General features: G+C 70.6%; 21 protein-coding genes, 1 tRNA gene and 2 pseudogenes. 10 read left to right on the top strand and 14 right to left on the bottom strand.

The features are described from left to right. Nucleotides 1-123: 123 nt before the first annotated feature. Entirely contained in the window at nt 124-1,611 is a 1,488-nt protein-coding gene (gatB, locus tag C472_RS09120; RefSeq protein WP_006629535.1) for an Asp-tRNA(Asn)/Glu-tRNA(Gln) amidotransferase subunit GatB, read from the bottom strand. A 313-nt stretch (nt 1,612-1,924) separates the two neighbouring features. On the opposite strand from gatB, the pseudogene C472_RS09115 reads away from it, so the two are divergent. Together C472_RS09115 and pyrE are read left to right on the top strand one after the other, a co-directional pair. Continuing rightward, nucleotides 1,925-5,322, top strand: a pseudogene (locus C472_RS09115) (PAS domain-containing protein). A gap of 52 nt (nt 5,323-5,374) precedes the next feature. Further along, nucleotides 5,375-5,923: an orotate phosphoribosyltransferase gene (gene pyrE / locus C472_RS09110; RefSeq protein ID WP_006629534.1), complete on the top strand. Its 549-nt coding sequence runs from the start codon at nt 5,375-5,377 to the stop codon at nt 5,921-5,923. Nucleotides 5,924-5,961: 38 nt separating this feature from the next. Here pyrE and C472_RS09105 read toward each other — a convergent pair whose 3' ends face one another. Next, complete coding sequence (locus C472_RS09105; RefSeq protein WP_006629533.1) at nt 5,962-6,924, bottom strand: AAA family ATPase; 963 nt, start codon at nt 6,922-6,924, stop codon at nt 5,962-5,964. A gap of 143 nt (nt 6,925-7,067) precedes the next feature. Between C472_RS09105 and C472_RS09100 the strand changes: the two genes are divergently transcribed. Beyond that, a tRNA-Ser gene (locus C472_RS09100) sits at nt 7,068-7,152 on the top strand. A gap of 95 nt (nt 7,153-7,247) precedes the next feature. On the opposite strand, the gene C472_RS09095 is transcribed toward C472_RS09100, so the two are convergent. Genes C472_RS09095 through C472_RS09085 form a run of 3 tightly spaced genes read right to left on the bottom strand, consistent with a single transcriptional unit; the run spans nt 7,248 to nt 10,527 of the window. Then, entirely contained in the window at nt 7,248-7,871 is a 624-nt protein-coding gene (locus tag C472_RS09095) for a hypothetical protein (RefSeq protein ID WP_006629532.1), read from the bottom strand. A gap of 4 nt (nt 7,872-7,875) precedes the next feature. After that, nucleotides 7,876-9,678: a glycine--tRNA ligase gene (gene glyS, locus C472_RS09090; protein WP_006629531.1), complete on the bottom strand. Its 1,803-nt coding sequence runs from the start codon at nt 9,676-9,678 to the stop codon at nt 7,876-7,878. After that, nucleotides 9,679-10,527 (bottom strand): CBS domain-containing protein, encoded by an 849-nt coding sequence (locus C472_RS09085; protein ID WP_006629530.1) that lies wholly within the window; start codon nt 10,525-10,527, stop codon nt 9,679-9,681. 287 nt (nt 10,528-10,814) lie between these two features. Between C472_RS09085 and C472_RS09080 the strand changes: the two genes are divergently transcribed. Next, the gene (locus C472_RS09080) at nt 10,815-11,036 is read left to right on the top strand and encodes a DUF7556 family protein (protein ID WP_006629529.1); all 222 of its coding nucleotides are present in this window, start codon (nt 10,815-10,817) and stop codon (nt 11,034-11,036) included. 90 nt (nt 11,037-11,126) lie between these two features. On the opposite strand, the gene C472_RS09075 is transcribed toward C472_RS09080, so the two are convergent. The 3 genes from C472_RS09075 to C472_RS09065 form a co-directional block, all read right to left on the bottom strand. Next, on the bottom strand, nt 11,127-12,023 hold the full coding sequence (locus C472_RS09075; protein ID WP_006629528.1) for a ketopantoate reductase family protein: 897 nt from the start codon (nt 12,021-12,023) through the stop codon (nt 11,127-11,129). Nucleotides 12,024-12,147: 124 nt separating this feature from the next. After that, the gene (locus C472_RS09070; RefSeq protein ID WP_006629527.1) at nt 12,148-13,377 is read right to left on the bottom strand and encodes a threonine synthase; all 1,230 of its coding nucleotides are present in this window, start codon (nt 13,375-13,377) and stop codon (nt 12,148-12,150) included. After that, nucleotides 13,377-14,333, bottom strand: coding sequence for a succinylglutamate desuccinylase/aspartoacylase family protein (locus C472_RS09065; protein WP_006629526.1), 957 nt, complete (start codon nt 14,331-14,333; stop codon nt 13,377-13,379). Before C472_RS09065 ends, C472_RS09070 begins: the two co-directional genes overlap by 1 nt. A gap of 150 nt (nt 14,334-14,483) precedes the next feature. Here C472_RS09065 and C472_RS09060 point away from each other — a divergent pair. After that, nucleotides 14,484-16,696: pseudogene (locus C472_RS09060) on the top strand (caspase family protein). Here the strand turns inward: C472_RS09060 and C472_RS18180 are convergent. Beyond that, on the bottom strand, nt 16,693-16,824 hold the full coding sequence (locus C472_RS18180; RefSeq protein ID WP_008366192.1) for a DUF7503 family protein: 132 nt from the start codon (nt 16,822-16,824) through the stop codon (nt 16,693-16,695). The pseudogene C472_RS09060 and the gene C472_RS18180 sit on opposite strands and share 4 nt — an antisense overlap. 216 nt (nt 16,825-17,040) lie before the next feature. Here C472_RS18180 and C472_RS09055 point away from each other — a divergent pair, with 216 nt between their 5' ends. Both C472_RS09055 and C472_RS09050 read left to right on the top strand, forming a co-directional pair. Further along, nucleotides 17,041-17,289, top strand: coding sequence for a hypothetical protein (locus C472_RS09055; protein ID WP_006629525.1), 249 nt, complete (start codon nt 17,041-17,043; stop codon nt 17,287-17,289). A gap of 91 nt (nt 17,290-17,380) precedes the next feature. After that, nucleotides 17,381-18,178, top strand: coding sequence for a helix-turn-helix transcriptional regulator (locus C472_RS09050; RefSeq protein WP_006629524.1), 798 nt, complete (start codon nt 17,381-17,383; stop codon nt 18,176-18,178). A 17-nt stretch (nt 18,179-18,195) separates the two neighbouring features. On the opposite strand, the gene C472_RS18010 is transcribed toward C472_RS09050, so the two are convergent. Both C472_RS18010 and C472_RS09045 read right to left on the bottom strand, forming a co-directional pair. Next, a complete protein-coding gene (locus C472_RS18010; protein WP_256470649.1) occupies nt 18,196-18,318 on the bottom strand; it encodes a hypothetical protein in 123 nt (40 codons plus the stop codon). Between the two features lie 97 nt (nt 18,319-18,415). Continuing rightward, a complete protein-coding gene (locus C472_RS09045) occupies nt 18,416-18,949 on the bottom strand; it encodes an inorganic diphosphatase (RefSeq protein ID WP_006629523.1) in 534 nt (177 codons plus the stop codon). A gap of 363 nt (nt 18,950-19,312) precedes the next feature. On the opposite strand from C472_RS09045, the gene C472_RS09040 reads away from it, so the two are divergent. Beyond that, the gene (locus tag C472_RS09040; protein WP_006629522.1) at nt 19,313-19,663 is read left to right on the top strand and encodes a PadR family transcriptional regulator; all 351 of its coding nucleotides are present in this window, start codon (nt 19,313-19,315) and stop codon (nt 19,661-19,663) included. 101 nt (nt 19,664-19,764) lie between these two features. On the opposite strand, the gene C472_RS09035 is transcribed toward C472_RS09040, so the two are convergent. The 3 genes from C472_RS09035 to C472_RS09025 all read right to left on the bottom strand — a co-directional run bounded on the left by C472_RS09035 (nt 19,765) and on the right by C472_RS09025 (nt 22,107). After that, nucleotides 19,765-20,562 (bottom strand): DUF7108 domain-containing protein, encoded by a 798-nt coding sequence (locus C472_RS09035; protein WP_006629521.1) that lies wholly within the window; start codon nt 20,560-20,562, stop codon nt 19,765-19,767. After that, nucleotides 20,549-21,145: a ribonuclease HI gene (gene rnhA / locus C472_RS09030; protein ID WP_006629520.1), complete on the bottom strand. Its 597-nt coding sequence runs from the start codon at nt 21,143-21,145 to the stop codon at nt 20,549-20,551. The genes C472_RS09035 and rnhA overlap by 14 nt, the downstream gene beginning before the upstream one ends. A 119-nt stretch (nt 21,146-21,264) precedes the next feature. Further along, on the bottom strand, nt 21,265-22,107 hold the full coding sequence (locus tag C472_RS09025) for a halocyanin domain-containing protein (RefSeq protein ID WP_241432963.1): 843 nt from the start codon (nt 22,105-22,107) through the stop codon (nt 21,265-21,267). Between the two features lie 178 nt (nt 22,108-22,285). Between C472_RS09025 and C472_RS09020 the strand changes: the two genes are divergently transcribed. Both C472_RS09020 and C472_RS09015 read left to right on the top strand, forming a co-directional pair. Beyond that, the gene (locus C472_RS09020; RefSeq protein ID WP_006629518.1) at nt 22,286-22,798 is read left to right on the top strand and encodes a hypothetical protein; all 513 of its coding nucleotides are present in this window, start codon (nt 22,286-22,288) and stop codon (nt 22,796-22,798) included. Nucleotides 22,799-22,965: 167 nt separating this feature from the next. Then, on the top strand, nt 22,966-23,961 hold the full coding sequence (locus tag C472_RS09015) for a transcription initiation factor IIB (protein WP_049906479.1): 996 nt from the start codon (nt 22,966-22,968) through the stop codon (nt 23,959-23,961). Nucleotides 23,962-23,984 lie beyond the last annotated feature (23 nt).

Genomic DNA, 23,984 nt, shown 5'->3' with positions numbered 1-23,984 from the left:
CAGAGATGTGTATAAGAGACAGCATTATAAGTGAGCGTCGCCGCCGCTGGCGTTCACTTAAATACCAGATTGAAGTCGAGAAATCCGGTACGCGGCTCCGCTGTTGTTCGACGACCGGCCGTCTCAGCCGTCCAACTCCTCGCGGAGCAGGCCGTTCACCTGCCCGGGGTCGGCGCTGCCCCCGGTCGCCTGCATCACCTGCCCGACGAGGAAGTTGATCGCGCCCTCGTCGCCGTCGTGGTAGTCGCTCACGGCGTCGGGGTTCTCGTCGATGGCGGCCGCGACGGCGGCCTCGACCTCGCCGCTCTCGGCCTTCCCGAGCCCCTCGCGGTCGATGACCGTCTCGGGGTCGTCGCCCTCGTCGAGCATCTCGCGGAGGACGACCTCCTCGGCGTTCTTGACCGTCAGCTCCTCGGCGGCGACGAGCTCGATCAGCCGCGTGAACTCGTCGAGCCGGCCTTCGACGTCGGTTATCTCCATCTCGCGGTAGTTGAGTTCGCCGAGCAGGTTGTCGGCGACCCACGTCGCGGCGAGGTCGGGGTCGAACGACTCGGCCACGTCCTCGAAGAAGTCAGCGACCGCCTTCGTGGAGGTGAGCTTCGAGGCGGACTCGCGGTCGAGCCCGTACTCCTCGCGGAAGCGCTCGCGGCGCGCGTCGGGCAGCTCCGGGATCGCGATCTGCTCTTTCCAGTCCGACACCTCCAGGGCGGGGAGGTCGGCCTCCCGGAAGTAACGGTAGTCCTTCTCGGCCTCCTTCGAGCGCATCGAGACGGTGACGCCGCGCGCCTCGTCCCAGTGGCGAGTCTCCTGTTCGATCTCGCGGCCGCGGCGGAGCACGTTCTCCTGTCGGGTGACCTCGTAGGCGAGCGCCTGCTCCGCGCCCTTGTGGCTGGAGATGTTCTTCACCTCGGCGCGGTTCACGCCCTCGAGGGCCTCGTCCGTGATCGTCCCGTCGGCGGCGACCTGATCGTCCGGGACCAACGAGACGTTGGCGTCGACGCGGAGGCTCCCGTCGCGGGTCGGATCGAAGACGCCCAAGTATTCGAGGACCTCCTCAAGCTTCGCGAGGAAGGCCCGCGTCTCCGCCGGCGACCGGAAGTCCGGCTCCGTGACGATCTCCATCAGGGGCGTCCCGGCGCGGTTGTAGTTCACGAGGGTGTGCGTCGCCGACTCGATGGAGCCGCCGGCGTGCTGGAGGCTTCCGGGGTCCTCTTCGAGGTGCGCGCGGGTGATGCCGATGGTGCGGCTCTCGTCGTCGACGCGGACTTCGAGCTCCCCGGACTGGCAGATCGGGGCGTCGTACTGGGTGAGCTGGAAGTTCTTCGGCAGGTCGGGGTAGTAGTAGTTCTTCCGGTGGAACGTCGTCGTCTCGGGGACGTCGGCGTCTATCGCCTTGCCGACCTTCACGGCGGCCTCGACGGCGGCCTCGTTGAGGACCGGCAGCGCGCCCGGCAGCCCGAGGCAGGTGGGGCAGGTGCGCGTGTTCGGCTCCTCGTCGTCGGCCGGCTCCGTCGAGCAGCCGCAGAAGATCTTCGTGTCGGTCTCGAGCTGGACGTGGACCTCCAGCCCGATCACGACTGTCCGGTCCGCCGTCGCGGCCTGCGTGCTCATTACCGGCCCGTTGTGAGCGGGCCGCCTAAATCGTGTCGGGACGAGCGGCACGGACGGAGCGAGCGGCGGGACGGTCGGGCGGACGGGAGTCAGGCGGCTGGGAGCTGGGCGGCCGGGGGTCGAGCGGGGCGCAACGGCGACGCCCGCGGACGTGGGTATCTCCCCTGAGAACGCGAGCGAACGATTATTACGACGCCGCTCGTACTCGATGAGGTGATGAGATCGGACGGGGGGACGCGGCCGACGCTCCGACTGAGGGGACCCGCCGGAGAGCGGCCGACCGCCCGCGCGAAACGACCGGTAAACGACGGAGATGACGCCTGAGGAGACGGCCGTCCACGTCGGCGAGCCGGTCGACGCCGCGTGGGGGACGCTCCCGGACGGGACGCGGACTGTCGGAGCCCTCGGCGGTCCCGAGGCCGACCGCGAGGAGGCCGCGAGCGCCGTCGTCGTTCGACTGGCGGAACCCGACGAGACCGACGGACGCGCCGAGGGCCGCGAGGACGGGCGAACCGGCCAGAACGGCCGAACCGACGCCGGCGGGCGCGTCGCCGGTCTCGCGGCCGCGCCGATCGGCATCGAGGCGGTCCGCGAGCGCTACCCGGACGCGCGGGTCCTCGCGTACACCGTCCGCGACGACCCGGACGCCGCCATCGACGCGAGCCGGCTCGGTGTCGAGTACGTCTCCGGGCGGCGGCTCTCGGCCGACGGCGAGACGCTCGCGGACCGGGTCGAGAGGGGCGAGCGAGGGAACGGGTCCGACGCCGGCGAGAGCGACCGCATCGAGTCCGAGGAGGCGGGCCCGAACCCCGACGAGTCCGAGGAGGCGGACCCCGACGAGTCCGAGGAGGCGGAGCCGGACCGCGAGTTCCTCGAACCGTTCGTGCGGATCATCTCCGACCGGTCCACGGGGTTCGACGCGACGGTCGACGCGCTGCTCGACCTCGGTCGGGACCACCTCGACCTGTCTATCGGCTACGCCTCGCAGATCGACGGCGACCGGATCGGGCTCCGCCGGTACCGGGACCCGACCGGCCTCGTCGACTCGCTCGCGGCGGACGAACTGGACGCCGACGGCATGGTCCCGCTCGAACTGACATACTGTCGAGAGACCGTGCGGGGCGCGCTCCCGGGCGACCCCGACGGCGAAGACGGGGGCGACCGCGTGTTCTCGCTCACCGACCCCGAGGCCGAGGGGCTGGGAGACCACCCCTCCTACGAGCGGTTCGGCGTCGGCAGCTACGTCGGGGGGCGAGTCGTCGTCGACGAGGAGGTCTTCGGGACGATCTGTTTCCTCGACCCCGAGTCGCGGGACCGACCGTTCGACGCCGCGGAGGAGCTGTTCGTCGAACTGCTCGCCGCGTGGCTCGGGCGGGCGATCGAGCGCCGGCTGGCGGGGGAACAGCGCGAGGCCGCGATCGAGCGGTTCGAGGAGACGCTCGACCGGATCGACGACGGGTTCTTCGCGCTCGACGACGAGTGGCGGTTCACCTACGTCAACGAGCGGGCGGCGACGCTGCTCGACCGCACCCGAGAAGAGCTGCTCGGGGCCGACGTCTGGGACGAGTTCCCGGCCGCGCTGGGGGAGGCGTACGAGCGCCACTACCGCCGGGCGATGGAGACGCAGGAGCCGGTTTCGTTCGAGGACTACTACGAGCCGCTCGACCTGTGGACCGAGGTGACGGCGTACCCCTCGGCCGACGGGCTCTCCGTGTTCTTCGCGGACGTCACGGACCGGAAGCGGCGCGAACACACGCTCGAACGCCTGCTCGGGACCGTCGAGGAGCTACAGCGGACCGGCGACCGCGAGGCCGTCGCGGAGCGGCTGATCGAGGCGGCCGACGAGGTGCTCGGCTACGGGATAAGCGGCGTGCGGCTCTTCGACCCCGAGACGGGCCGACTCCGCCTCGCCGCCACGAGCGACGGGGTCGGCGACCGGTTCTCGGCCGGCCGCGGGCCGCGGCGGCCCGGCGAGGGGATCACCGGGCGGGCCTTCGAGTCCGGGGAGACCCGGATCGTCGACGACCTCGCCGCGGGCGAGGAGCTGGCCGCGGACGAGGAGCGCGACTACTACGGGATGCGCTCGGCGGTCGCCGTCCCGCTCGGCGACCACGGGGTGCTGGTGGTCGGCTCCACGGAGGCGGAGAGCTTCGGCGAGGACGACGTCTCCGTGCTCGAACTGNGGCGACGAACGCGGTGGCCGCGATGGACGCCAACGAGCGGCGGCGGCGGCTCCGCACCTACGAGGACGCGCTGAAGAACGTCGACGACATGGTCTGCGTCCTCGACGGCGACGGCGCGGTCACGTACGCCACCGCGCCGTTCGTCGCGTGGATCGGCGCGGCCGACCTCGACGGCGTCGTCGGTCGCCGGCTCGACGCGCTCGTGGACGAGGAGGACGCGCAGCAGGTGGCCGACGCGGTCGCGGCGCTCACCGACGCCGCGACGGGGAGCGGCGGAGGGCCGGAGCCGGCCCGGACGATCGAGCTGACCGTCGACCGCGAGGGGGACGGCCGGCCGCGGCACGGCCAGTTGCGGCTGTCGACGCTGTCCGACCACGGGAGCGGGCTCGTCGGGTCGCTGTCGGACACGACCGACCTCCGTCGGACGCGGACCGAGCTGTCGGCCGAGCGCGACCGCTTCAGGCGGCTGTTCGACCGGATCCCGGACCCGGTGATGGAGGTCGTCCTCGAGGCGGACGAGACGGTGATCGACGGGGTGAATCCCGCGTTCGAGTCGCGGTTCGGCGCGGACGAGGCGACGCTCCGTGGCCAGCCGATCGGGGCGTTGGACATCCACGACAGCCGGCTTGGCGACCGCGAGGCGCGCGGCGACGGGGCGACCGACCTCGACGCGCTGGTCCGCGAGCGCGGGTTCGCGACCGAGGAGGTCCGGCGACAGACCGTCGACGGACCGCGGGAGTTCCTCTTCCGCGGGTTCAGCTACGAGACCGAGGGCGCGCGTCGCGCGTTCGGCATCTACACCGACATCACCGACCGGAAGCGCCGCGAGCGGTACGTGCGGATCGTCAACCGGATCCTCAGGCACAACCTGCGAAACGAGCTGAACGTCGTGTTCGGCTTCGCGGGCGAGATCGCCGACCGGACGGACGACGACCGGATCCGCGACTACGCCCGCCGGATCGAGACCACCGGCAAGCGGCTGAGCGGCGTCGCCGAGGGGGCCGCCACCCTCCGACGCGTCGTCGAGGAGGGGTACGCGACCGACCCGGAACCGGTCGACGTCGGCGCGGTCGTCGAGGAGGTCGTCGCCCGCCGCGCGACCGAACGCCCGGACGCGGGCGTCACCGCGGACGTTCCGAGCGGAATCGCGGTCAGCGGCGACGACCGGCTCGCGATCGCGGTCGACCACCTCGTCGAGAACGCGCTCGAGCACGGCGGCGACGCGCCCCGCGTCGCGGTGACCGCCGAGCGCGACCCCGACGCCGAGGTCGTGCGGGTGAGCGTCGCCGACGACGGGCCGGGCATTCCGAGCGCGGTCCGGGAGGTGATCGCCGAGGACCGCGAGGTGACGCAACTCCGACACAACACCGGCGTCGGGCTGTGGATCGCCGCGTGGGTCGTGGAGGCGTACGGCGGCGACATCCGGTTCGACACCGGACTCGACGGCGGGGGGACGACCGTGACGCTCGTCCTCCCGGCGGCCGAGCGGGACGGGCCAGGGCTCGCCGGCGGGGAGGCGGAGGGGTAACGCGCCCGCGCGTTCCGACCCGTTTATTGTCGGCGGCGACCCTTCTCGGCGTATGACCGACGACGACCGACGGTCGGAGCTGATCGGGGCGCTCACCGCGGCCGACGCCGTCCGCTTCGGCGAGTTCGAGCTGTCGCACGGCGGGACGAGCGACTACTACGTCGACAAGTACCTGTTCGAGACCGACCCGGACGCGCTGACGCTCGTCGCCGAGGCGTTCGCCGACCGGCTGGCCGGGACGGACGCGAAGCTCGCGGGCGTCGCGCTGGGCGCGGTGCCGCTCGTGGCGGTGACCGCCGCGGAGCTGGGCCGCCCGTACGTCATCGCGCGCAAGCAGGCGAAGGAGTACGGCACGGGCAACCGGATCGAAGGCCGGCTCGACGACGGCGAGGAGGTGATCGTCATCGAGGACATCGCCACGACGGGGCAGTCCGCGGTCGACGCCGTCGAGGCGCTCCGCGAGGCGGGCGCGACGGTGGACCGCGTGCTGGTCGTCGTCGACCGCGAGGAGGGCGCGGCGGAGCTGCTCGCCGACCACGACGTCGAGTTGGAGTCGCTGCTCACGGCGTCGGAGCTGCTGGCGGAGCGAGACGTGGAGTAACGGGAGCGACCGCTCGGGCCCGGTTACCGCGGCCGTTTTCACGCCTCGGGCGCGTCGACCGTCGGCACCGCGATCCGGTCGAGCACGTCGGCGATCACGTCGCGCTCGTCCACGTCGTTGACGGCCGCGTCCGGCGTCAACACGAGCCGGTGGGCGAGCGTCGGCTCCGCGACGCGCTTCACGTCGTCCGGCGTGACGAACTCCCGGCCGGCGATCACCGCCGCCGCCCGCGCCGTCTCGAAGAGGCGCTGCGTGCCGCGGGGGGAGACGCCGGCCTCGACGCGGCGGTCCTCGCGGGTCGCCCGCGCGAGCGACGCCGCGTAGCGCAGGAGGTCGTCGTCGACGCGGACGGACTCGGGGACCTCCCGCAGCGCGGTCACGGAGTCCGGGTCCAACACGCGGTCGACGCTCGGGGACTGCTCGACGCGGCCGGCGCGCCGTCGCAGCAGCTCCAGTTCGCCGTCCTCGTCCGGGTAGCCGATCGAGGTCTTGATCGTGAACCGGTCGAGCTGCGCCTCCGGGAGCGGGAACGCGCCCTCGCTCTCGACCGGGTTCTGGGTCGCGATCACGTAGAACGGCGAGGGGAGGTCGTGGGTCTCGCCGTCGACGGTCACCTGTCCCTCCTCCATCGCCTCCAGCAGCGCGGCCTGCGTCTTCGGCGGCGCGCGGTTGATCTCGTCGGCGAGGACGACGTTCGCGAAGATCGGTCCCGGCGAGAACGCGAAGGAGCCGTCGCGCTCGTCGAACACGTTGGTCCCGGTCACGTCGGCCGGGAGGAGGTCGGGCGTGAACTGGACCCGCGAGAACTCCAAGCCGAGCGCGGTCGCGAACGAGCGCGCCGAGAGGGTCTTTCCGGTCCCGGGCACGTCTTCGAGGAGGACGTGACCGCGGGCGAGGATACCGAGCGTGACGCGCTCCAAGAACTCGCGGTCGGCGACGACCGCGCCGCCGACCTCGTCGACGACGCGGGCGCAGGCGTCGGCCGCTTCGGGGACGTCCATACCGACCGCACGGGAGCCGAGCCGAAAAGCGTTGCCGGAAGCCGGGGAGAAGCCGAGACCGGGAGCCGGTCGGGCGGCAGATCGGTGCGCGGCGCGGCCGCGATCGAAACGCATAACAGCGGAACCGGCCAACGACGAGTCGAGCCGAGGTAGCCTAGCCTGGCCAAGGCGGTAGATTCGAAATCTACTGTCCATTCGGACACCGGAGTTCAAATCTCCGCCTCGGCGCTTCTCTCAGTCCCGTTCGGTGAGCGACGGCGTTGTCTCGTTCGACGAGCCACGGCGTCGTCGAGTCTGACAATAAAACCCGCCCGAGCCGCGCGCTACGCGATCAGCGCGGCCGCGAGGAACATCCCGCTGGCGGCCGCCGGCGGGATGGTGAGGTTGTCGTCGACCGCCACGCCGCGGATGAGCGGCGGGAGGCCGTCGGCGACGGCGGCGGGGACCGCGCCCGCCAAGGCGACGATCACGCCGGGGTCGGGACCGAACTCGGGGATCGCGTACGGGACGGCGATCCCGAAGCAGACGAACACCATCGCCGCGACCACTGAGAGCCGCTTCGGCTCCGTCGCCGCGTTCTCGCCCAGCCCGCCGCTTATCGGGTCGCCGACGGAGAGCATCCACATCGCGGGCACGGCGAACACCGGCGCGAAGACGAGCGCCGTCGCGGCCATCCCCACCTGATACAGCGCGTAGCCCGCGATCCCGTCGGCCTCGTAGTCGCGGACGAGCGCGTCGTACAGGGGGTCGAGCGGGCCGACCGAGTCGGTGAGCCGCAGCGCTTCGAGGACGGCCGCGACCGCGACGCTGCCCACCAGCAGCCACCCCGTTGTCTCCCACGAGATCCAGCCGAGCAGGAACGGGACCGGGTACAGCGTGCCGCTCGCGTGGACCAGCCGCCGCTCGAACTCCACGCGCTCGCGCCACGCCGCGGCCGGGAGTGCCACGCCCTCAGTTCCCCGCGGTCTCGACGTCGGTGTCGACCGCGTCGTACCGGTCGGCGACCGCGGCGAACGGTTCGCCCTCCCGCAGCGCGGTCAGCTCGTCCGCGAGGTCCGCGACCAGGACCCGGACCTGCGCCGCGGAGTCGCGCTCGCGGAGCGTCACCGTGTCCGGGCCGTCGCCCTCGATCCCGTCGCGGTCGACCGTGACGCAGAACGGGGTGCCGACCTCGTCCTGTCGGCGGTAGCGGCGGCCGATCGAGCCGGAGTCGTCGTACGCGACCGCCAGCCCGGCCGCCCGGAGGTCGGCCGCGACCTCGTCGGCGAGGTCGGTGAGCCGGTCGTCGTTCGTCACCAGCGGGAAGACGGCGGCGTCCTGCGGCGCGACCTCGGGTTCGAGGGAGAGGTAGGTCCGCTCCTCGCCGTCGACCTCGTCGGTCTCGTAGGCGTGCGCGAGGACCGTCTGGACGGTCCGGCCGACGCCGAACGAGGGTTCGACGACGTGGGGCGTGATGTGCTCGCCGTTCTCAGTCACCTCCTCGACCGCGAAGTTCGCCACGTCGACGTCGACCTCGTGGACCGCCGCGTCGTCGCCGTCACCGATCTCGACCGAGACCGTCTCGGCGTCGAACGCGTCGGGATCGCGCTCGGCGAGGGCTTCGAGCGCCTCGGCGACCGCGGCGGCGTCGCCGCCGAACTCGGGGCCGAGGACGGACATGTCGGGGTCGACCGCCGCGCGCTCGACCGTCTTCGGCTCGTCGTAGCGTTTGAAGACGGTGAAAGAGTCGTCACCGTGCTCGTCGTGTTTCGAGAGGTCGTAGTCGCCGCGGTACGCGAAGCCGGCGATCTCGATCCAGTCGCCGTCGACCTCGCTCTCCGCGTCCCAGCAGTCGGCCGCGTAGTGGGCGCGCTCGCCCGCGAGGTGCTGGCGGAACCGGAACCGGTCGGTGTCGACGCCGACGCGCTCGTACCACTCCTGTGCGACGCCGAGGTAGTAGCCCACCCACGGGGAGCCGATGACGCCCTCGTCGACCGCCTCGCCGACCGTCGTGTCGAGGTAGTCGCCGTCCGCGGCCTCCTGTTCGGTCGCGGGGTAGAGCCGCACTTCGACGTCCGCGACGCGGTCGAGCGGCGGCTCGTCTTCCTCGGGGTCGATGAACTGCTCCAGTTCGGCCTGCGTGAACTCGCGGAGGCGGAGCAGGCCGCCGCGGGGCGAGATCTCGTTGCGGTAGGCGGGGCCGATCTGGGTGATCCCGAACGGGAGGTTCCCGCGGGCGTACTCCTTCAGCCGCGGGAACTCCACGAAGATGCCCTGCGCCGTCTCCGGCCGGAGGTAGCCCGGCTGGGCGTCGCCGGGCCCGATGTCGGTCGCGAACATGAGGTTGAACGCCTCCACCGGCTCGCCGGCGAGCGGCGTGCCGCAGGCGGGACAGGCGATGTCGTTGTCGGCGATGAGCTCGGCGACCTCCTCGCCGGGCAACGCCTCGGCGTCCTCGATGTCGGTGACCGCCTCGACGAGGTGGTCGGCGCGGTGGGACTCGCCGCACTCCGGGCACTCGACGAGCATGTCGTCGAACCCCTCCAGGTGGCCGGACGCCTCGAAGACCGGCTCCGGCATCACGGTCGGGGCCTCGATCTCGCGGTTCCCCTCGCGGATCGTGAACCGGTCGCGCCACGCGTCCTCGACGTTCCGCTTGAGGGCCGCCCCCTGCGGACCGAAGGTGTAGAAGCCGGCGGTGCCGCCGTACGCGCCGTTCGACCCGAAGAAGAACCCGCGGCGCTTCGCGAGTTCGGCGAGCGCGTCCGCGGCCATCTACAGGCCCTCCAGCAGGTCGACGTCCCGGACGATGCCGTCCAGATCCGTGCCGGAGACGAGCGGGACCTGCTCGATGTCGTTGCTGATGAGCTCCTGTGCGACCTCCTTGGCCGTCCGCGTGGCGTTGACGGTGACGAGGTCGGCGGTCATGAAGTGACGGACCGCCTCCGCCGGGATCTCGACGTTCCGGGTCGGGAGGTAGCGCGCGCCGGTCGCCTTGATCCCCTCCCACGACCACTCGGAGTCCTCCTCCGCGATCGAGTCGCCGGTGCTCGCCTCGCCCTCGACGACGCGGGCGACCTCTAAGACGTCGACCTCGGTGAGCATCCCGGCGATCGCGGCGTCGTCGTCGAGGACGACCGCGTACGGGACGCCGGAGAGCGCGATCTCGCGCTCGGCGACCGGCAGCGGCGTCTCGGTGTGCGTCGCGTTGATCTCGGGCGTCGCCAGGTCGCCCACGCGGGTCTCGCCGTCGACCTCGCCGCGGCCGATGGCCCGCACCACGTCGGTGACCGTGAGGATGCCGACGAGCTCGTCGCCGTCGACCACCGGCAGGCGGCGCGACTCCTCGGCGACCATCGTCCGGGCGGCGTCGACGATGTCGTCGTCGGCCGCCGCGGTCGGGACCTCGCGCATCAGCAGCGCGAGCTGGTCCTCGTCCGGCTGGTCGATCAGGTCGTCGCGCGTGACGAGCCCGCGGTACACCTCCTCGCCGTCGACGTCCTTCACGACCGGCACCGAGGAGAAGCCGTGGTCCTGAATGTACTCCAGCACGTCGTTCCGGCTCCCGGGAATCTCGACGACGACGAGCTCCGAGCGCGGCGTCATGGCGTCTGCGACGTTCATGCCCGTTGTTCAGCGTGACACCTCTTGTATACTGCGAAGGTGGGCGGAGCCGTCTCACGCGATCGCGGGCTTCGGATCGGGAGTCGGGTCGCCTCCGACCCTCCCGGAGCCGTCGCGGACAGAGACGGCCGCGAGCCGATGAGAAACCCGACACGTTTCGACGGATCGTCGTCGTCGCGGCGTATTTGCGGCGGATACGTCGGCGGGCAGTCGTCGGAATCTCCGATTCGACGGCGGAGCCGGTCAGGGTTCGTAACTCTTATACGTACTGTGAACAATTCACAACCATGTCACGGAGTTCCACTCCTTGGGACGACCCGGACCCCGACCGCCGCCGGACGGCGCTGCCGACGGATCCGGCGCTCGACGCGCCCGACGCGCCGGACGTGATGGCGTCCGTCGACTCCTCGGCGTCGCGACCGGAACTCGTCATCGCGGACGTCTCGCGGGAGGACGCGTGGGTCTCGGTCGACGAGACCGACGCGACCGTCCTCAAGGAGTGGTGTTGAGCGCGCTCTGGCGACAGCGCGCCGCCGCGTCCGTTCTTTCGGTTCCGTTCGTCCCTTTCGTTCGGGAGTTCCGATTTTCCGGATAGCTTCCTACCGGAGCCCGCGCTCCGCCTCCCAGCCCCGGATCAGCGACCCGACCGTCCGGCAGGTGGGGACCGAGACGCCGTGTCGGTCCGCCCGGTCGATGACCGCGCCGTAGATGGCGTCGACCTCGGTGCGGCGCTCGTTCGCGACGTCCTCGCGCATCGACGACCGGTTGGCGGCGGTGTCGGCGGCGACGCGCTCGACGGCGTCGACCGCCCGCTCGTCGGGGAAGTCGGTCCCGACCGCGCGGGCGACCCGGGCCGTCTCGCGGGCGGCCGCGCGGGCGACGCCCCCCGCGGGACCGCCGAGCGTCGGGCCGTTCTCGGTGCGCGCGAGCGCCGAGGGGCCGTTGATCCCGGCGTTGACCGCGAGCTTCTCGAAGCGGCGGACGGGCATGTCCTCGGCGACGACCGTCTCGACGCCGGCCGCGTCGAAGGCCGCGCCGACCCGCGCCGCCTGCGGGCTGTGCCCGCCCGAGAGCCCGCCGACGACGACCTCGCCGACGCCGGTACAGGTGACGCGCCCCGGCTCCGCGAACCGGGCCCCGTAGCTCGCGGTGCCGGCGAGGACCGTCGCGTCGAGCGCGGCGACCAGCCGCTCCTCGGTCAGGCCGTTCTGGAGCGAGCAGACCGCCCCGTACTCGCCGGTCGCGAGCGCCCGGGCGGCCGCGTCGGTGTCGTACGCCTTCGTCGTGACGACGGCGAGGTCGGCGGCGCGGTGCGTCCCGTCGGTGAGCGCGCGCGGCGCGACGCGGACGTCGACCGCGCCGTCGATCCGGAGCCCGTCCTCCCGAATCCGCCGCATGTGCGGGTCGCGCCCGACGAGCGTCACGTCGTGTTCGCGCGCCAACAGCCCGCCCACGAGGCTCCCGAGCGCGCCGGCACCGTAGACGAGCACCTCCATACGCGGCATATGGGTACGGCCGGTGAAAAGGGATACCGGTGACGCGGTCTGCCGGCCGGAGACCGCCGGCTGCGGACCGACCGGTCGCGGGCCGTTCGGTCCCGGACGCCGGGAACCGCCCGGATCAGCCCTTCAGTCCGCTCCCGGTCAGCGGCACGACGACGTCTTCGCCGGGGCCGATCTCGCCGCGCTCGCGGAGGGTCCGCAGCGCGGCGGGCGCGACCGCGCACGTCGGCTCGGTGTAGAAGCCGGCGGCGTGGAGGCGGTCGAGTTCGCGCGTCGCGGCCGCCTCCGTGACCGCGAGCGCGTCGCCGCCGGTCGCGTCGATCGCCGCCCGGATCTCCGCCCCGCGCACCGGCTCCGCGATCTGGATCCCGTCGGCCGCCTCGTTGACCGCGCCGTCGGGGTGCGCCGCCTCCGACCCGTGGATCGACTCGACGACCGGCGCGACGCCGGCGGCCTGCGCGCCGTAGAGCCGGGGGACGGCGTCGATCCACCCGGCGCGTTCGAGCCGTCGGAACCCGCGGTGGACGCCGAGGAAGAGCGTCCCGTGACCGAGCGGCGTCACGACGGCGTCCGGGGCGTCCCACCCGCGCTGGAGGGCGATCTCGTACGCCGCGGTGGCGGTCCCCTCGAAGAACGCCGGGTTCCACGCGTGGCTGGCGTACCACGCGTCGGAGCCGTCGTCCGGGGCGGTTTCCGTACCCCCGTCGTCCGCGTCAGATCCTTCCTCGACAGCCCGGACGCACGCGTCCGTCACGTCTTGTCGACTTCCCTCGATCCGCACCGCTTCGGCCCCGGCGCGGCGGATCGCCCGGAGCTTCGACGACTTCGCGTCGGCCGGGACGTAGATCTCCGCCTCGATCCCGGAGCGGGCGGCGTAGGTCGCGATCGCAGCGCCCGCGTTCCCGGAGGAGTCCTCGACGACGCGCTCGACGCCGAGTTCGCGGGCCCGGGTCAGCGTCGCCGTCGCGCCGCGGTCCTTGAACGAGCCGGTCGGGAAGACGTACTCCAGTTTGAACGAGGCGTTCCACGGGTCGGCGTGGCTCCCTCCATCCCGCGCGGGGTCGCGCCCCTCGTCGGCGTCGACGAGCGGAGTCATCCCCTCGCCGAGCGTCACCCGGTCGGCGGGATCGTCGCCGACGGCCAGCAGGTCGTCGAACGCCCAGAGGCCGTCGCGCGCGTCGAACGACGCGGGGTCCGGCGCGCTCCCCTCCGGGCCCGGGGCGTCGGCGAACGAGAGGGGCGAGCCGCACCGGCAGCGCCACCGGTCGCGGTACGTCTCGCCGCAGTCGGGACAGCGCAGTCGGCGGGGGGTAGACGTTCCACGTCCGGACGGGTCGGGGGTCCCCATCAGTACTCGTCGACGTTGGTCCCGACCGAGCAGACGTACTCGCCCTGCGCCACCTGCGGGAGCCGGCGGGTGCGCCAGAATATCCCGTCCGTGTCGGCCGTCACGCGGCCCTCCAAGGCCCCGAAGGTGTCGGTCACCTCGAACAGCACGTCGCCGGCGCTGACGCGCTCGCCGAGCTCGCGCTCGAAGCGGACCAGCCCGCCGGCGGGCGAGCCGTACTGGTCGAAGCCGCGGGCGCGCGTCTGCGGTTCGAGCGGCGCGTCGCCGTCGAGGAACCCGTAGTGGCGGAGCACGTTGAACACGCCCTCGACGCCGTACTGAATCGACTCCTCGTCCCAGCCGACGCAGCCGCCCAGCTCCGGGTCGATGGTGGGAATCCCGTGTTCCGGGCCGGCCCGCGCGAGCTGGCCGTCGGGACCCTTGATGTCGAGGACGTGTCCGCAGCCGAAGACCTTCGCGAGCTCCAGGCAGTCCCCGTGGAGCCGGTGGCGGACGCCGCAGCGCACGCGGCTCTCGTTTATCATCCGGCTCGTCGACCCCTGATGGAGGTCCAAGATGTAGTCGGCCCGGGAGGCGATCTGGAACGTCTCGTGAGCGATCCGCTCGCTCGTCGTCCCGTCCGCGTCGCCCGGGTAGCCGCGGTTCATCTTCCGGTCGTCGACCGGGTTCCGGTGTTCCGCGGCCTGGAACGCGAAGTGGTTCACGACGCCGACGACGAGGACCGACCCGGACAGCTCCGTCGGGTCGATCCGCGGGACGACGCGGTTGACGACGCCCAGCCCGTTCAGCTCGTCGCCGTCGCTCACCGCCTGGACGTACAGCGTCGGCCCGTCGGTCGCGCCGTTGATCGCGGCGACCGGCAGCCGGACGGGACTCCCGTCCCGCATCTCTCCCACCTCGAGACGGCCCGTGTCCGTCTCGCCCGGAGAGGCGCGGGCCGTTCCCAGCGTTATCATTACGCGAAGGTGGGGCGGGCGGGACTTTATCCGTTCGGTCCGCGGCGATCCGACCGACACAACCTTTATCGCCGCTATCGCACTACGGAGTGGCACGCACCGCCGCGGCGTCGGTCCCCCCCGCTCCGACGACCGCCGCGGCGAGTCCCCATGAGCATCGACATCGACCCGCTGCGTGAGACCGACGGCATCACCGTCACGGACCACATCGAGAACACGCAGTTCGAGGTGTACACCGACCGCCCCGTCGACCCGCGTCCCCGCCCGGAGTCCGACCACTACTTCCCGGTGGACGCGAGCGTCGCGGTCGAGACCGGGTCGATCGAGATCCCGCGCGTCGCGGTCGTCGAGACGCGGGCCGGCGACGGGACGCTCCTCACCCACGGCGACTGTTACGCGATGCCGGACGGGACGTACCACGTCGGGATCAACCCCGCCCCGACGAAGTTGTACTTCGCCTTCGAGTCCGGGTTCTCCGTCTCGACGACCGACCGAACGACGCGGATCGACCTCGACACCCCCGGAACGGTCGCGCTCGGGTTCCGGTCGCTCCACCAGACGCCGGCGGGGACGAGATTACTACCCCGACCGATCCGGAGTCGCTGATGGACGCCGTCTCGCTGCTCGGGTCCGCGCTCCAGACGACCAGCCCGGAGCGGTCGTTCCCCACGCTGCGAGGCCACCCGCCGCTCGTCGAACCCGGCGAGGAGTTCAGCGTTCCCGAGCGCGTCGAACCGGTCGACAGCGGCGTCCGGATCGTCGTGCCGCCGGAGTACCGCTACCTGTACCCCGTGGTGTCGCTGGCGTACTACTTCGCGGCCGAGGTGGTCCCCGGCGACGAGCCGCGGATCGAGGGCGACGGGTGGACGTACCCGCTCGAACCGGGCTTCGAGGCGCGGACCGCGGAGGTGCTCAGGCAGTCGTTCCACATGGACTGTCTGGTTCGCACGGAGGGCTTTTACCCGGTCGATCTCCACGAGCGCGAGACGACCGACCTCGATCTCGACTGGGGGCGGCTGTACGACCTCCCGCTCGCGGAGCGGCTCGGCGAGTACCTCGACGTGCCGTTTGAGGTCGTCGAGCCCGAACTGCCGCAGTGGACGCTGACGACGGACGTCCGCCCCGACCCCGAGAACGTGGAGATGCTCCCGTTCGTCGCCGGGGAGCTGTCGATCGTCCGCTCGCCGGAGACGGTGACGCCGGCCGACGAGGAGGGCGGCGTCGGGGTCGGGTTCCTGCGGGCGTCGGACGACGGCGCGCCGGCGACGACGAACGTTCCGACGGGGCCGAACCGGTCCGTCCCCGCGACGAGCGCGGTCGACGCGTTCGACGAGAGGGATTTCGTCCGCGGCGGCGCGAGCGCCGACCCGGTCTCCGACACCGATCCGGAGTTGAACGCCGATCCGATCCGGGGCGCGGACGCGTCGGCGGACCGCGGCGCGGTGGCGGCCGAGGCCGACTTCGTGCGCCCGGACCCGGTCGACACCGTCGAGCACGCGTGGGTCGGCGACGGCGTCCCCCTCGACGCGAACAAGGCGACGCTCGACGCGTACCACCGCCGGCTCGAAGCCGGGCAGGTCGAGCAGTCGCGGATCTCCGTCCTCGTCGTCTGTAACGACGAGCAGATGCGCGAGGAGGGCGACGTCGCCGACCTCTACGGACTCCGCGACATGGTCCAGTTCGACATCGAGGTGCGCCACGACCTCGACCGCGAGGAGATGCGCGACGCGCTCGCGTCCGACGTCGACTTCCTCCACTACATCGGCCACGTCGACGACCGCGGGATGCAGTGCGCCGACAGCTACCTCGATCTGACCGACGAGGACCTCGAGATCGGCGTCAGCGCCTTCCTGCTCAACGCCTGCCAGTCGTACCAGCAGGGAGAGGCGCTGGTCCACCGCGGCTCCCGCGGCGGCATCGTCACCCTCTCCGACGTGGCGAACTCGCCCGCGACGAAGCTCGGCCGGATCATCGCCCGCCTGATGAACAGCGGGTTCAACCTCCGCACGGCGCTTCACGTCGCGAAGCGGGAACTGATCACGGGCAATCAGTACATCGTCGTGGGCGACGGGGGGACGACGATTTGTCAGAGTCGGAGTGGCGGAGCAATTGTGGTGGATTTAAACGGGGATCCAGATGAAAATTCCGAGATAGAGACCAAAATATACCCAAATGGGTCTCACGGGATCGGGTCACTGTCTAGGATCAACCTAGAATCAAGCAACACGAACCACTACGTCCCTTCAAAAATCCTCACTTGTCACGTATCTAACAGTGAGCTGAAAGACTTCTGTGATTTGGAACTCTTTCCAGTGTTTGCCGATGGAGAACTTCGGTGGAGTGACGACTATTCGGTGAATTAGGGTCCAGGGTTTACGACAGCAGCGTTCGCCGCCGCAGGCGCTGCCTGCGTCAACAGCAGCAGTGCGGTGAACAGGACGCCGGCCATTTTCGGGTGCTCTGCCACGTAGTCCGCGACACTTTCGTGCATACAACAGAAGTATCAGGATAAATAAATATCCGAGCTTGTTGTGCGGTGAAACAATAAAGATATTTGAATTTTAAAAGAAGTGTATTAAAGATAGGTAGCATCTAATCGGCCCGATCCCGACGAAATCTGGGAATATCGAGCGGTTGTCTCCGAGCGTCTCCCCGATCCGGTCGAGGACCCCGTTTTTTCACCGGCGAGCGCGGAGGGCGAACTGCTATGACCGACATCGAGTCCACGATCCGAGAGGCGTTCGAGCACACCGAGTACGACCTCGGCGACGTCGCGGTCAACCGCCGACAGGTCCGCGTGCCGGTGATACAGGAGGGAGCCGACCCGGACGCGCTCCGGGCCGTGATCGAGGAGGCGCTCGGCGCGGACGCGCTCGCGGCCGTGACCGTGACCACGGAGCGCATCGCCGGCGAGGACACCGTCGGCACCGTCGTGTCGTTCCGGTACCGGGGCTGACGCCGGGTTCGGGCGTCGAAACCGCCGGTTCAGTCCCGGGGCGCGACGCGGTACGGTTATCAGGTCGGTACCCGTACACACGGATCACACGATGACGGCCGAGGAGGGACACGACGGCGCACAGTACCTCGCCGGCTCGCCCGTCCGGGTCGCGATACTCCGGGCGTTGCGCGAGGAGCCGCGACGCCCGGCGGCGCTGACCGACGCGGTCGACGCGACCCGGACGACCGTCCAGCGGATCCTCGCGGGGTTCCGCGAGCGCGACTGGGTGGTGAAACGCGACGCCGCCTACCGGGTGACGCCGACCGGAGCGCGCGTCCACGACGCCTACGAGGCGCTGCTGACGGAGGTCGAGCGCGGGGAGCGCTACGGGCGGTTCGCCGCGACGGTCGAGCGCGTCGGGGTGGACTTCCCCCCGGCCGGAATCCCGGACAGCGACCTCACCGTCGCGTCCGACCAGAACCCGCTGGCGGCGGTCGACCGGCTCACGGAACTGCTCCGCGAGAGCCACGGTGGCGACATCCGGGCGGTCTCTCCGGTCGTCATCCAGCAGTTCAACGACGCCGCCGCCGCGGCGCTGGACGACGGCGCGAGCGTCGAGCTGATCATCGACCGCGACGTGGTCGACACCTCCGTCGCGGAGTTCGAGCCGGCGACCGACCGCGCGCTGGACGACGACGACGCGGAGGTGTACGTGAGCGCGGACCCGATCGAGTACGGGCTGTTCCGGTGTGACGAGGTCGCCTGCGTGACCGCGTACGACGACCGGAACAACCCGCGGAGCGTGCTCGAATCGACGGACGGAACCGTCGTCGAGTGGGTCGACGACACGTTCGAGTCGCTGCGAGACGACGCGACGCGTCTCTCCTCGGTGGTGGAGCGCGCCTGAGAAGGGCGGGCCGACCGCTACGCGTCGTCGCTCGCGGTCCCGTCGTCCGTCGCCTCGCCGGTCGCGTCATCGTCCGGGTCGAAGTTCGCGGGGACGACCGTCGGATGGTCGATGGCGACGGAGGGCGTGGTTGCGCTCATGGGTGTATCAGCCGGTAGACGGCCGACACCCTAAAAATTACCCATGGGCATAAGGCATCCGGGCGCTGGCCCGTAATGTGCTTCGGTTATACGGGAGTCAGGCGACCTGCTCGTCGTACAGGTCCTGCGCGTGTTCGATCGCGTCCTTCGCGGCCTGTTTGTCCTCCCACCCGAGCGTTTCGACCTCCTTGCCCGCTTCGAGGTTCTTGTAGGTCGCGAAGAACTCGTCTATCTCGTCGAGGGTCTGCTGGGGGATGTCGTCGAGGTCCTCGATGTGGTCGAACCGGGGGTCTTCCGTCGGCACCGCGATCACCTTGTCGTCCTGCTCGCCGTCGTCGTCCATCTTCATCAACGCGACGGGACGGGCCTCGACGACGCAGCCGGGGAACGTCTGGTCCTCCACGAGCACCATCACGTCGAACGGGTCCTCGTCGTCGTAGTACGACTGCGGGATGAAGCCGTAGTCGTACGGGTAGTGGACGTTCGAGTGAAGGACGCGGTCGAGGACGACGCCGGGGACGTCCTTGTCGTACTCGTACTTGTTCCGCTCGCCCTTGAGACACTCCACCACGGCGTAGATCTCGTCCGGCGCGTTCGGTCCCGTCTCGAGATCTTCCCAGAGGTTGACCATGTGTCCGTTGATGCGTCGATGCCGGTCAAAGTCCTTTCGGGATCCGCCGGTTCGACGCGGTTCGCGTCGCGCCCCGCGGGCCATCGCGGCCGATCGAACGACTCCGACGAGCGACCGAACGCCCTCAAACGACCGATCGATCGGTTTCGATCGCGAGTCGGATCAGGGATCGTTCCGACGGATCGTCGGCGTATCGGGCGGTGACGGACCGGATTAATCGAAACGCGCTCTCGGGCCGGATCGCGCGCTCGCCCGCCGAGCGGCGGCGAATACCTCGCTATTCGGACGAGCGTCCGGGGTGAGGCATCGCAGCAGCCGTAATTGTTGAGAAAGATTATAAGTTCGGACTCCTTTCTTATACCCATGTCAGAGGCACAAGCAGTTAGTGACGAATCGACAGCGGCGAGCGACCTCACGGCGTTCCAGCAGAACATCCTCAGCATCCTCGCCGAGGAACCGATGTACGGCCTCGCGATCAAGCGGGAGCTGGAGGCGTACTACGGCTCCGAAGTGAACCACGGCCGCCTGTACCCGAACCTCGACGACCTCGTCGAACTCGGGCTCGTCGAGAAGAGCGAACTCGACAAGCGGACGAACCAGTACGAGCTCACCGACGCCGGCCACGACGTCGTCCTCGGCCAGATCGAGTGGGTCCTCGACCGCTTCGTCACCGACGAGGCGCGCGCGGACGAGGTCCGCGCGCTGCTCGAGTAGGCGGACGGGGCGAACCCGCGCGGCCGGACGCATCGACTACCGACCGACCTTTTGGCACACGGCGCGGCGAAAGCCGCGTTCTCCCGCCCTCCGAGCGGCCGCTACGCCGAGTCGTCGGTCGCGGGACCGTCGCTGGCGGAAGCGTCGTCGTCGGAATCCGCGGCCGCGGGGGCGTCGGAGGCGGAATCGGCGTCGACGGCCGGACCGTCGACGTCGGCCGCGACCGATTCGATGACCGACAGCGACTCGTCGACGGCGTCGAGCTGTTCGTCGGTCGGCCAGCCGTTCCGGACGAGGTACTCCTCGCGGAACTCGGCGCGGGTCTCCGGGGTCGCGTCGTCGACCGGGCGGACGTAGTGGTTGCTCATGAACGCCGCGAACGTCTCCGCGGTCCGGGCGTGGACCTCGGCTTCCCGCTCCGCGACCGCCTCGGCGACCGCCTCGTTGTACGCGGCCACCTCGCGGTAGCGGTCGGCGTCGCCGGGACCGGACAGCGACACCTCGACCGCGCGGTCGGTGTCCTCGACGCGGTCGAGCTGGACCGTCCCGGCTTCCATCCACTCGTCGGGGTACAACACGAGCGCGTCGTCCTCGTCGCGGACGCGCGCCGTGTAGCCGTACTCGGCCGCGAGGGCGTCCCGCCGCTCCCGGTACTGTTCGGCCGCCTGTTCGATCTCCGGCGTGGGTTCCGCGGACTCGGCCTCGCGGGCGAGCCGGGTGAGCCGCTCCGCCTCGTCGACCGCCTCGACCGGCACGTCCGGGACGCGCTCGTCGTCGGGGTCGGGGGCAGTCGCGTCCTCGGCGTCGGGCTCGTCCGCCCCCCCGTCGTCGTCCGCCGCCATCATCTCCCGCGCCCGTTCCTTCGCCCACTCCGGCGGTTCGTCGTCAGTTCGCGTCATCGAGTGCCTCGTTCGCCAGATCGTCGGCGCGTTCGTTTATTTCCCGCGGTACGTGGGCGATCGACCACCGGTCGAACCGCTCCAACAGCTCCCGGGCGCGGACGCGCCGCTCGCGGAGTTCGGGGTCGTTGGCGTTCCACTCGCCGCGGACCTGCTTGACGATGAGTTCGGAGTCGCCGCGGACGTCGACCGCGTCGAAGCCGTACTCGTCGGCCCCCTCCAGCGCGCGGATCAGCGCGGCGTACTCGGCCTGATTGTTCGTCGCGCGGCCGATCCGCTCGCCGCCCTCCGCGACGACCCCGTCCGACGTGACCAGACACCAGCCGACCGAGGCGGGTCCCGGGTTCCCCCGCGAGGCCCCGTCGAAGTAGACGTGCGCGCGGCCGCCGCCGTCGGACAGCAGGGCGGTGAGCCGCGTCGGGTCGCTCCCCTGAACGACGACCTTGTCGTCGTACGCGACCGCGACGGCCCCCTCGCGCTCGGCGCGCCACCGCTCGTGGGGCGTGTTCCCGTCGTCGACGCTGACGCCCGCGTCCGCGAGTCGCTCGCGCGCGGCGGTCGGATCGCAGTCGATCGTCGGCATTCGTCCGGGCTCCGCACCCGGCGGACAAAGGGCTGTCCGTCCGCCGTCGGACGGGCGTCGACCGCAGCGTGACGGAAGCCGCCGACCACACCGCGATCCGCGACGGGAGCCGTTTCGGCTTACTCGACGACGATCGCGCCGCGGTGGCCGATCTCCCGGTGAGGTCGACAGGCGTACCGGAAGACGCCGGGCTCGTTGAACGTGTGCTCGAAGTGGACGCCGGGCTCCGCGTCGATCGTCTCGCCACCGATGTCGGCGTCCTCGAAGGCGACGTCGTGTGCGCCGCCGCTGCCGGTCCACGACCAGCGGACCGTCGTTTCGGTCGAGACCCTCACCGCGTGCGGGTCGAACGCGAAGTTCCCGCCGTTGCCTTCGGCCCCGGTCGCGATCTCGACGAGGTCCTCGTCCGTCCGATCCGCGACGCTGCCGTCGTATCCGTTGGTGTCGACCAACCACTCGTCGACGACCGGGTACCCGCTCGACGGCGCGGCTTCGACCACGACGACTCCCTTCATCCCCGCGTCCGCCTGCGGTTCGCTGACGTACCGATACACCCCCGCCGACTCGAAGGTGTGCTCGAAGGTCGTCCCGGGCTCCCCGTCGGGCCCGCCGCTGTCGAACGTCCCGTCCGCGGCCACGACGTTGTGTTCGTCGTCGGTTCCGATCCACTCCCACGTCACCGTCGTGCCGGGCGCGACCTTGATCGCGGGCGGCGAGAACGACTTCGAGTTCGATACGTCGAGGTACACCGTCGGCGGGTCGTCGAACCGGAAGTCACGGATCTGGGGAGTTCGCGGGTCGTTGGCCGTCGCAAGCCAGTTCTCCAGCGAGTCGTCGCCGTGATCGCTCGTCGTGCGTTCCGTCTCGCCGTTCTCCGCGTGTCGGTTCCCGAGAGCGACCAGGGAACCGAGGCCGATGACGCTGCTCGCTCCGAGGAACGCTCGGCGGTTAGTGGAGGGCATGTCCATCCGGAAGTTCGCTCGTGACCATACAAACGTGGGAGTCGGTTCCAAGATATTTAGAATCGTGATGGAATCCGGGGCAGCTCGACCGAGATCGACATGCTACCGCCGTCGGACTAAAAAAGCCGAATATCTGAGGTATAGGGGTAAGGGACTACGCCTCCGTCATCGACAGGCAGTGACCGCGCCGAACGCCGACCCGATCCGAGAGCGCGCCGCGTCGACCCGCGAGGGGACCGAATCCGACCTGCTGTCGGCCCTCAACGCCGTCAGAGAGCGACGCGGCACCGTCACCGTCGCCTGCCGCTATCGGTGTGCGACCGGGACGGCGTTCGGGGGCGAGTGGCGCGGCGTCCCGGTGGGGCCGCTCCTCGACGCCGCGCCAGCGGACACGACCCACCTCCGCGCCGAGTCGGCTGACGGGTACTGGGCGCACGTCGCGGTGCGGAACGCGCTCGACGCCGTCGTCGCGACGGAGCGCCTCGACGGGACGGGGGACGGCCTTCCGCGCCTTGTCGGCCCCGGGTTCGACAGTTCGCGGACGGTACGAGACCTCGCCGCGCTCGTCCCCGTCGCGCTCCCGCCGGGCACCGATCCGGAGACGGCCGCGCTCCGCGACGACCCGTCGGAGGCGGACGCCGCCGGACGCGACGGCGGCGGGCCGACGGAGTCCGCGGGAAACGACGCGTGAACGCCGCGGAACGGCGAACGAATCACACCCGACCTAGAAGCCCCGCGGCTCGCGACCGATCCGACACGGGCGACTCGCCGTCGAGCTGACCGCGGCGACGTGGTGTGCTATACACTCGCATAGTAACGAACTTTTAAGTTAAACGGTTTCGATAGCATATAAATGCGATGACACGGCCCACCCGGCAACGGGATCACGACCGGCAGCGCGTGGGGGACGAGGACGCCGAAGAAGCGGAGACCGACGTCGCGGACATCGAGGACGTCGACGAACTGGATCCCGAGGACTTCGATCCGGAGGATCTCACCCGGACGGCCGACGGGGAGCTGATACACGAGGAGACCGGGCTCGTCATCGAGGACGAGCAGATCGATCCCGGCCCGGAGTGGCGCGCGTTCAACCACAACGAGCGACAGGAGAAGTCGCGCGTCGGGGCCCCGACGACGAAGACGATGCACGACAAGGGGCTGACGACGACGATCGACTGGAAGGACAAGGACGCGTACGGGCGCTCCATCTCCTCGAAGAAGCGGTCGCAGATGCACCGCCTGCGCAAGTGGCAGGAGCGGATCCGCACGAAGGACGCGGGCGAGCGCAACCTCCAGTTCGCGCTCTCGGAGATCGATCGGATGGCCTCGGCGCTCGGCGTTCCCCGGTCGGTACGCGAGGTCGCCTCGGTGATCTACCGACGGGCGTTGAACGAGGATCTGATCCGCGGCCGCTCGATCGAAGGCGTCTCCACCGCCGCCCTCTACGCCGCCTGCCGCAAGGAGGGAATCCCCCGCAGCCTCGAGGAGATATCGGAGGTCTCGCGGGTCGACCGCAAGGAGATCGGGCGCACGTACCGGTACATCTCTCAGGAGCTCGGGCTGGAGATGCGGCCGGTCGACCCGAAGAAGTACGTCCCGCGGTTCTCCTCGGAGTTGGAGCTCTCGGAGGAGGTCCAGTCGAAGGCCAACGAGATCATCGAGACGACGGCCGAACAGGGGCTGCTCTCCGGGAAGTCCCCGACCGGCTACGCCGCGGCCGCCATCTACGCGGCCTCGCTGCTCTGTAACGAGAAGAAGACCCAGCGCGAGGTCGCCGACGTGGCCCAGGTCACCGAAGTCACCATCCGCAACCGGTATCAAGAGCAGATCGAAGCGATGGGCATCCACAGTTAGGCGTCGGCCGACCCGCGTCTCGC

This window comes from Halorubrum tebenquichense DSM 14210, from assembly GCF_000337415.1.
GTDB lineage: Archaea > Halobacteriota > Halobacteria > Halobacteriales > Haloferacaceae > Halorubrum > Halorubrum tebenquichense.
The sequence above is the reverse complement of the archived record's forward strand: the minus strand, read 5'-3'. Positions and strand labels throughout refer to the sequence as shown.

Bases quoted from the DNA above. Each gene is read 5' to 3' on its own strand.
- C472_RS09055 (WP_006629525.1), top strand. From the start codon at position 17,041: ATGACCGACATCGAGTCCACGATCCGAGAGGCGTTCGAGCACACCGAG.
- C472_RS09105 (WP_006629533.1), bottom strand. From the start codon at position 6,924: ATGGACGTCCCCGAAGCGGCCGACGCCTGCGCCCGCGTCGTCGACGAG.
- C472_RS09025 (WP_241432963.1), bottom strand. From the start codon at position 22,107: ATGCCCTCCACTAACCGCCGAGCGTTCCTCGGAGCGAGCAGCGTCATC.
- C472_RS09015 (WP_049906479.1), top strand. From the start codon at position 22,966: ATGACACGGCCCACCCGGCAACGGGATCACGACCGGCAGCGCGTGGGG.
- C472_RS18010 (WP_256470649.1), bottom strand. From the start codon at position 18,318: ATGAGCGCAACCACGCCCTCCGTCGCCATCGACCATCCGACGGTCGTC.
- C472_RS09065 (WP_006629526.1), bottom strand. From the start codon at position 14,333: ATGATAACGCTGGGAACGGCCCGCGCCTCTCCGGGCGAGACGGACACG.
- C472_RS09080 (WP_006629529.1), top strand. From the start codon at position 10,815: ATGTCACGGAGTTCCACTCCTTGGGACGACCCGGACCCCGACCGCCGC.
- rnhA (WP_006629520.1), bottom strand. From the start codon at position 21,145: ATGCCGACGATCGACTGCGATCCGACCGCCGCGCGCGAGCGACTCGCG.
- C472_RS09045 (WP_006629523.1), bottom strand. From the start codon at position 18,949: ATGGTCAACCTCTGGGAAGATCTCGAGACGGGACCGAACGCGCCGGAC.
- C472_RS18180 (WP_008366192.1), bottom strand. From the start codon at position 16,824: ATGCACGAAAGTGTCGCGGACTACGTGGCAGAGCACCCGAAAATGGCC.
- glyS (WP_006629531.1), bottom strand. From the start codon at position 9,678: ATGGCCGCGGACGCGCTCGCCGAACTCGCGAAGCGCCGCGGGTTCTTC.
- gatB (WP_006629535.1), bottom strand. From the start codon at position 1,611: ATGAGCACGCAGGCCGCGACGGCGGACCGGACAGTCGTGATCGGGCTG.
- pyrE (WP_006629534.1), top strand. From the start codon at position 5,375: ATGACCGACGACGACCGACGGTCGGAGCTGATCGGGGCGCTCACCGCG.
- C472_RS09035 (WP_006629521.1), bottom strand. From the start codon at position 20,562: ATGACGCGAACTGACGACGAACCGCCGGAGTGGGCGAAGGAACGGGCG.
- C472_RS09070 (WP_006629527.1), bottom strand. From the start codon at position 13,377: ATGGGGACCCCCGACCCGTCCGGACGTGGAACGTCTACCCCCCGCCGA.
- C472_RS09075 (WP_006629528.1), bottom strand. From the start codon at position 12,023: ATGGAGGTGCTCGTCTACGGTGCCGGCGCGCTCGGGAGCCTCGTGGGC.
- C472_RS09085 (WP_006629530.1), bottom strand. From the start codon at position 10,527: ATGAACGTCGCAGACGCCATGACGCCGCGCTCGGAGCTCGTCGTCGTC.
- C472_RS09040 (WP_006629522.1), top strand. From the start codon at position 19,313: ATGTCAGAGGCACAAGCAGTTAGTGACGAATCGACAGCGGCGAGCGAC.
- C472_RS09050 (WP_006629524.1), top strand. From the start codon at position 17,381: ATGACGGCCGAGGAGGGACACGACGGCGCACAGTACCTCGCCGGCTCG.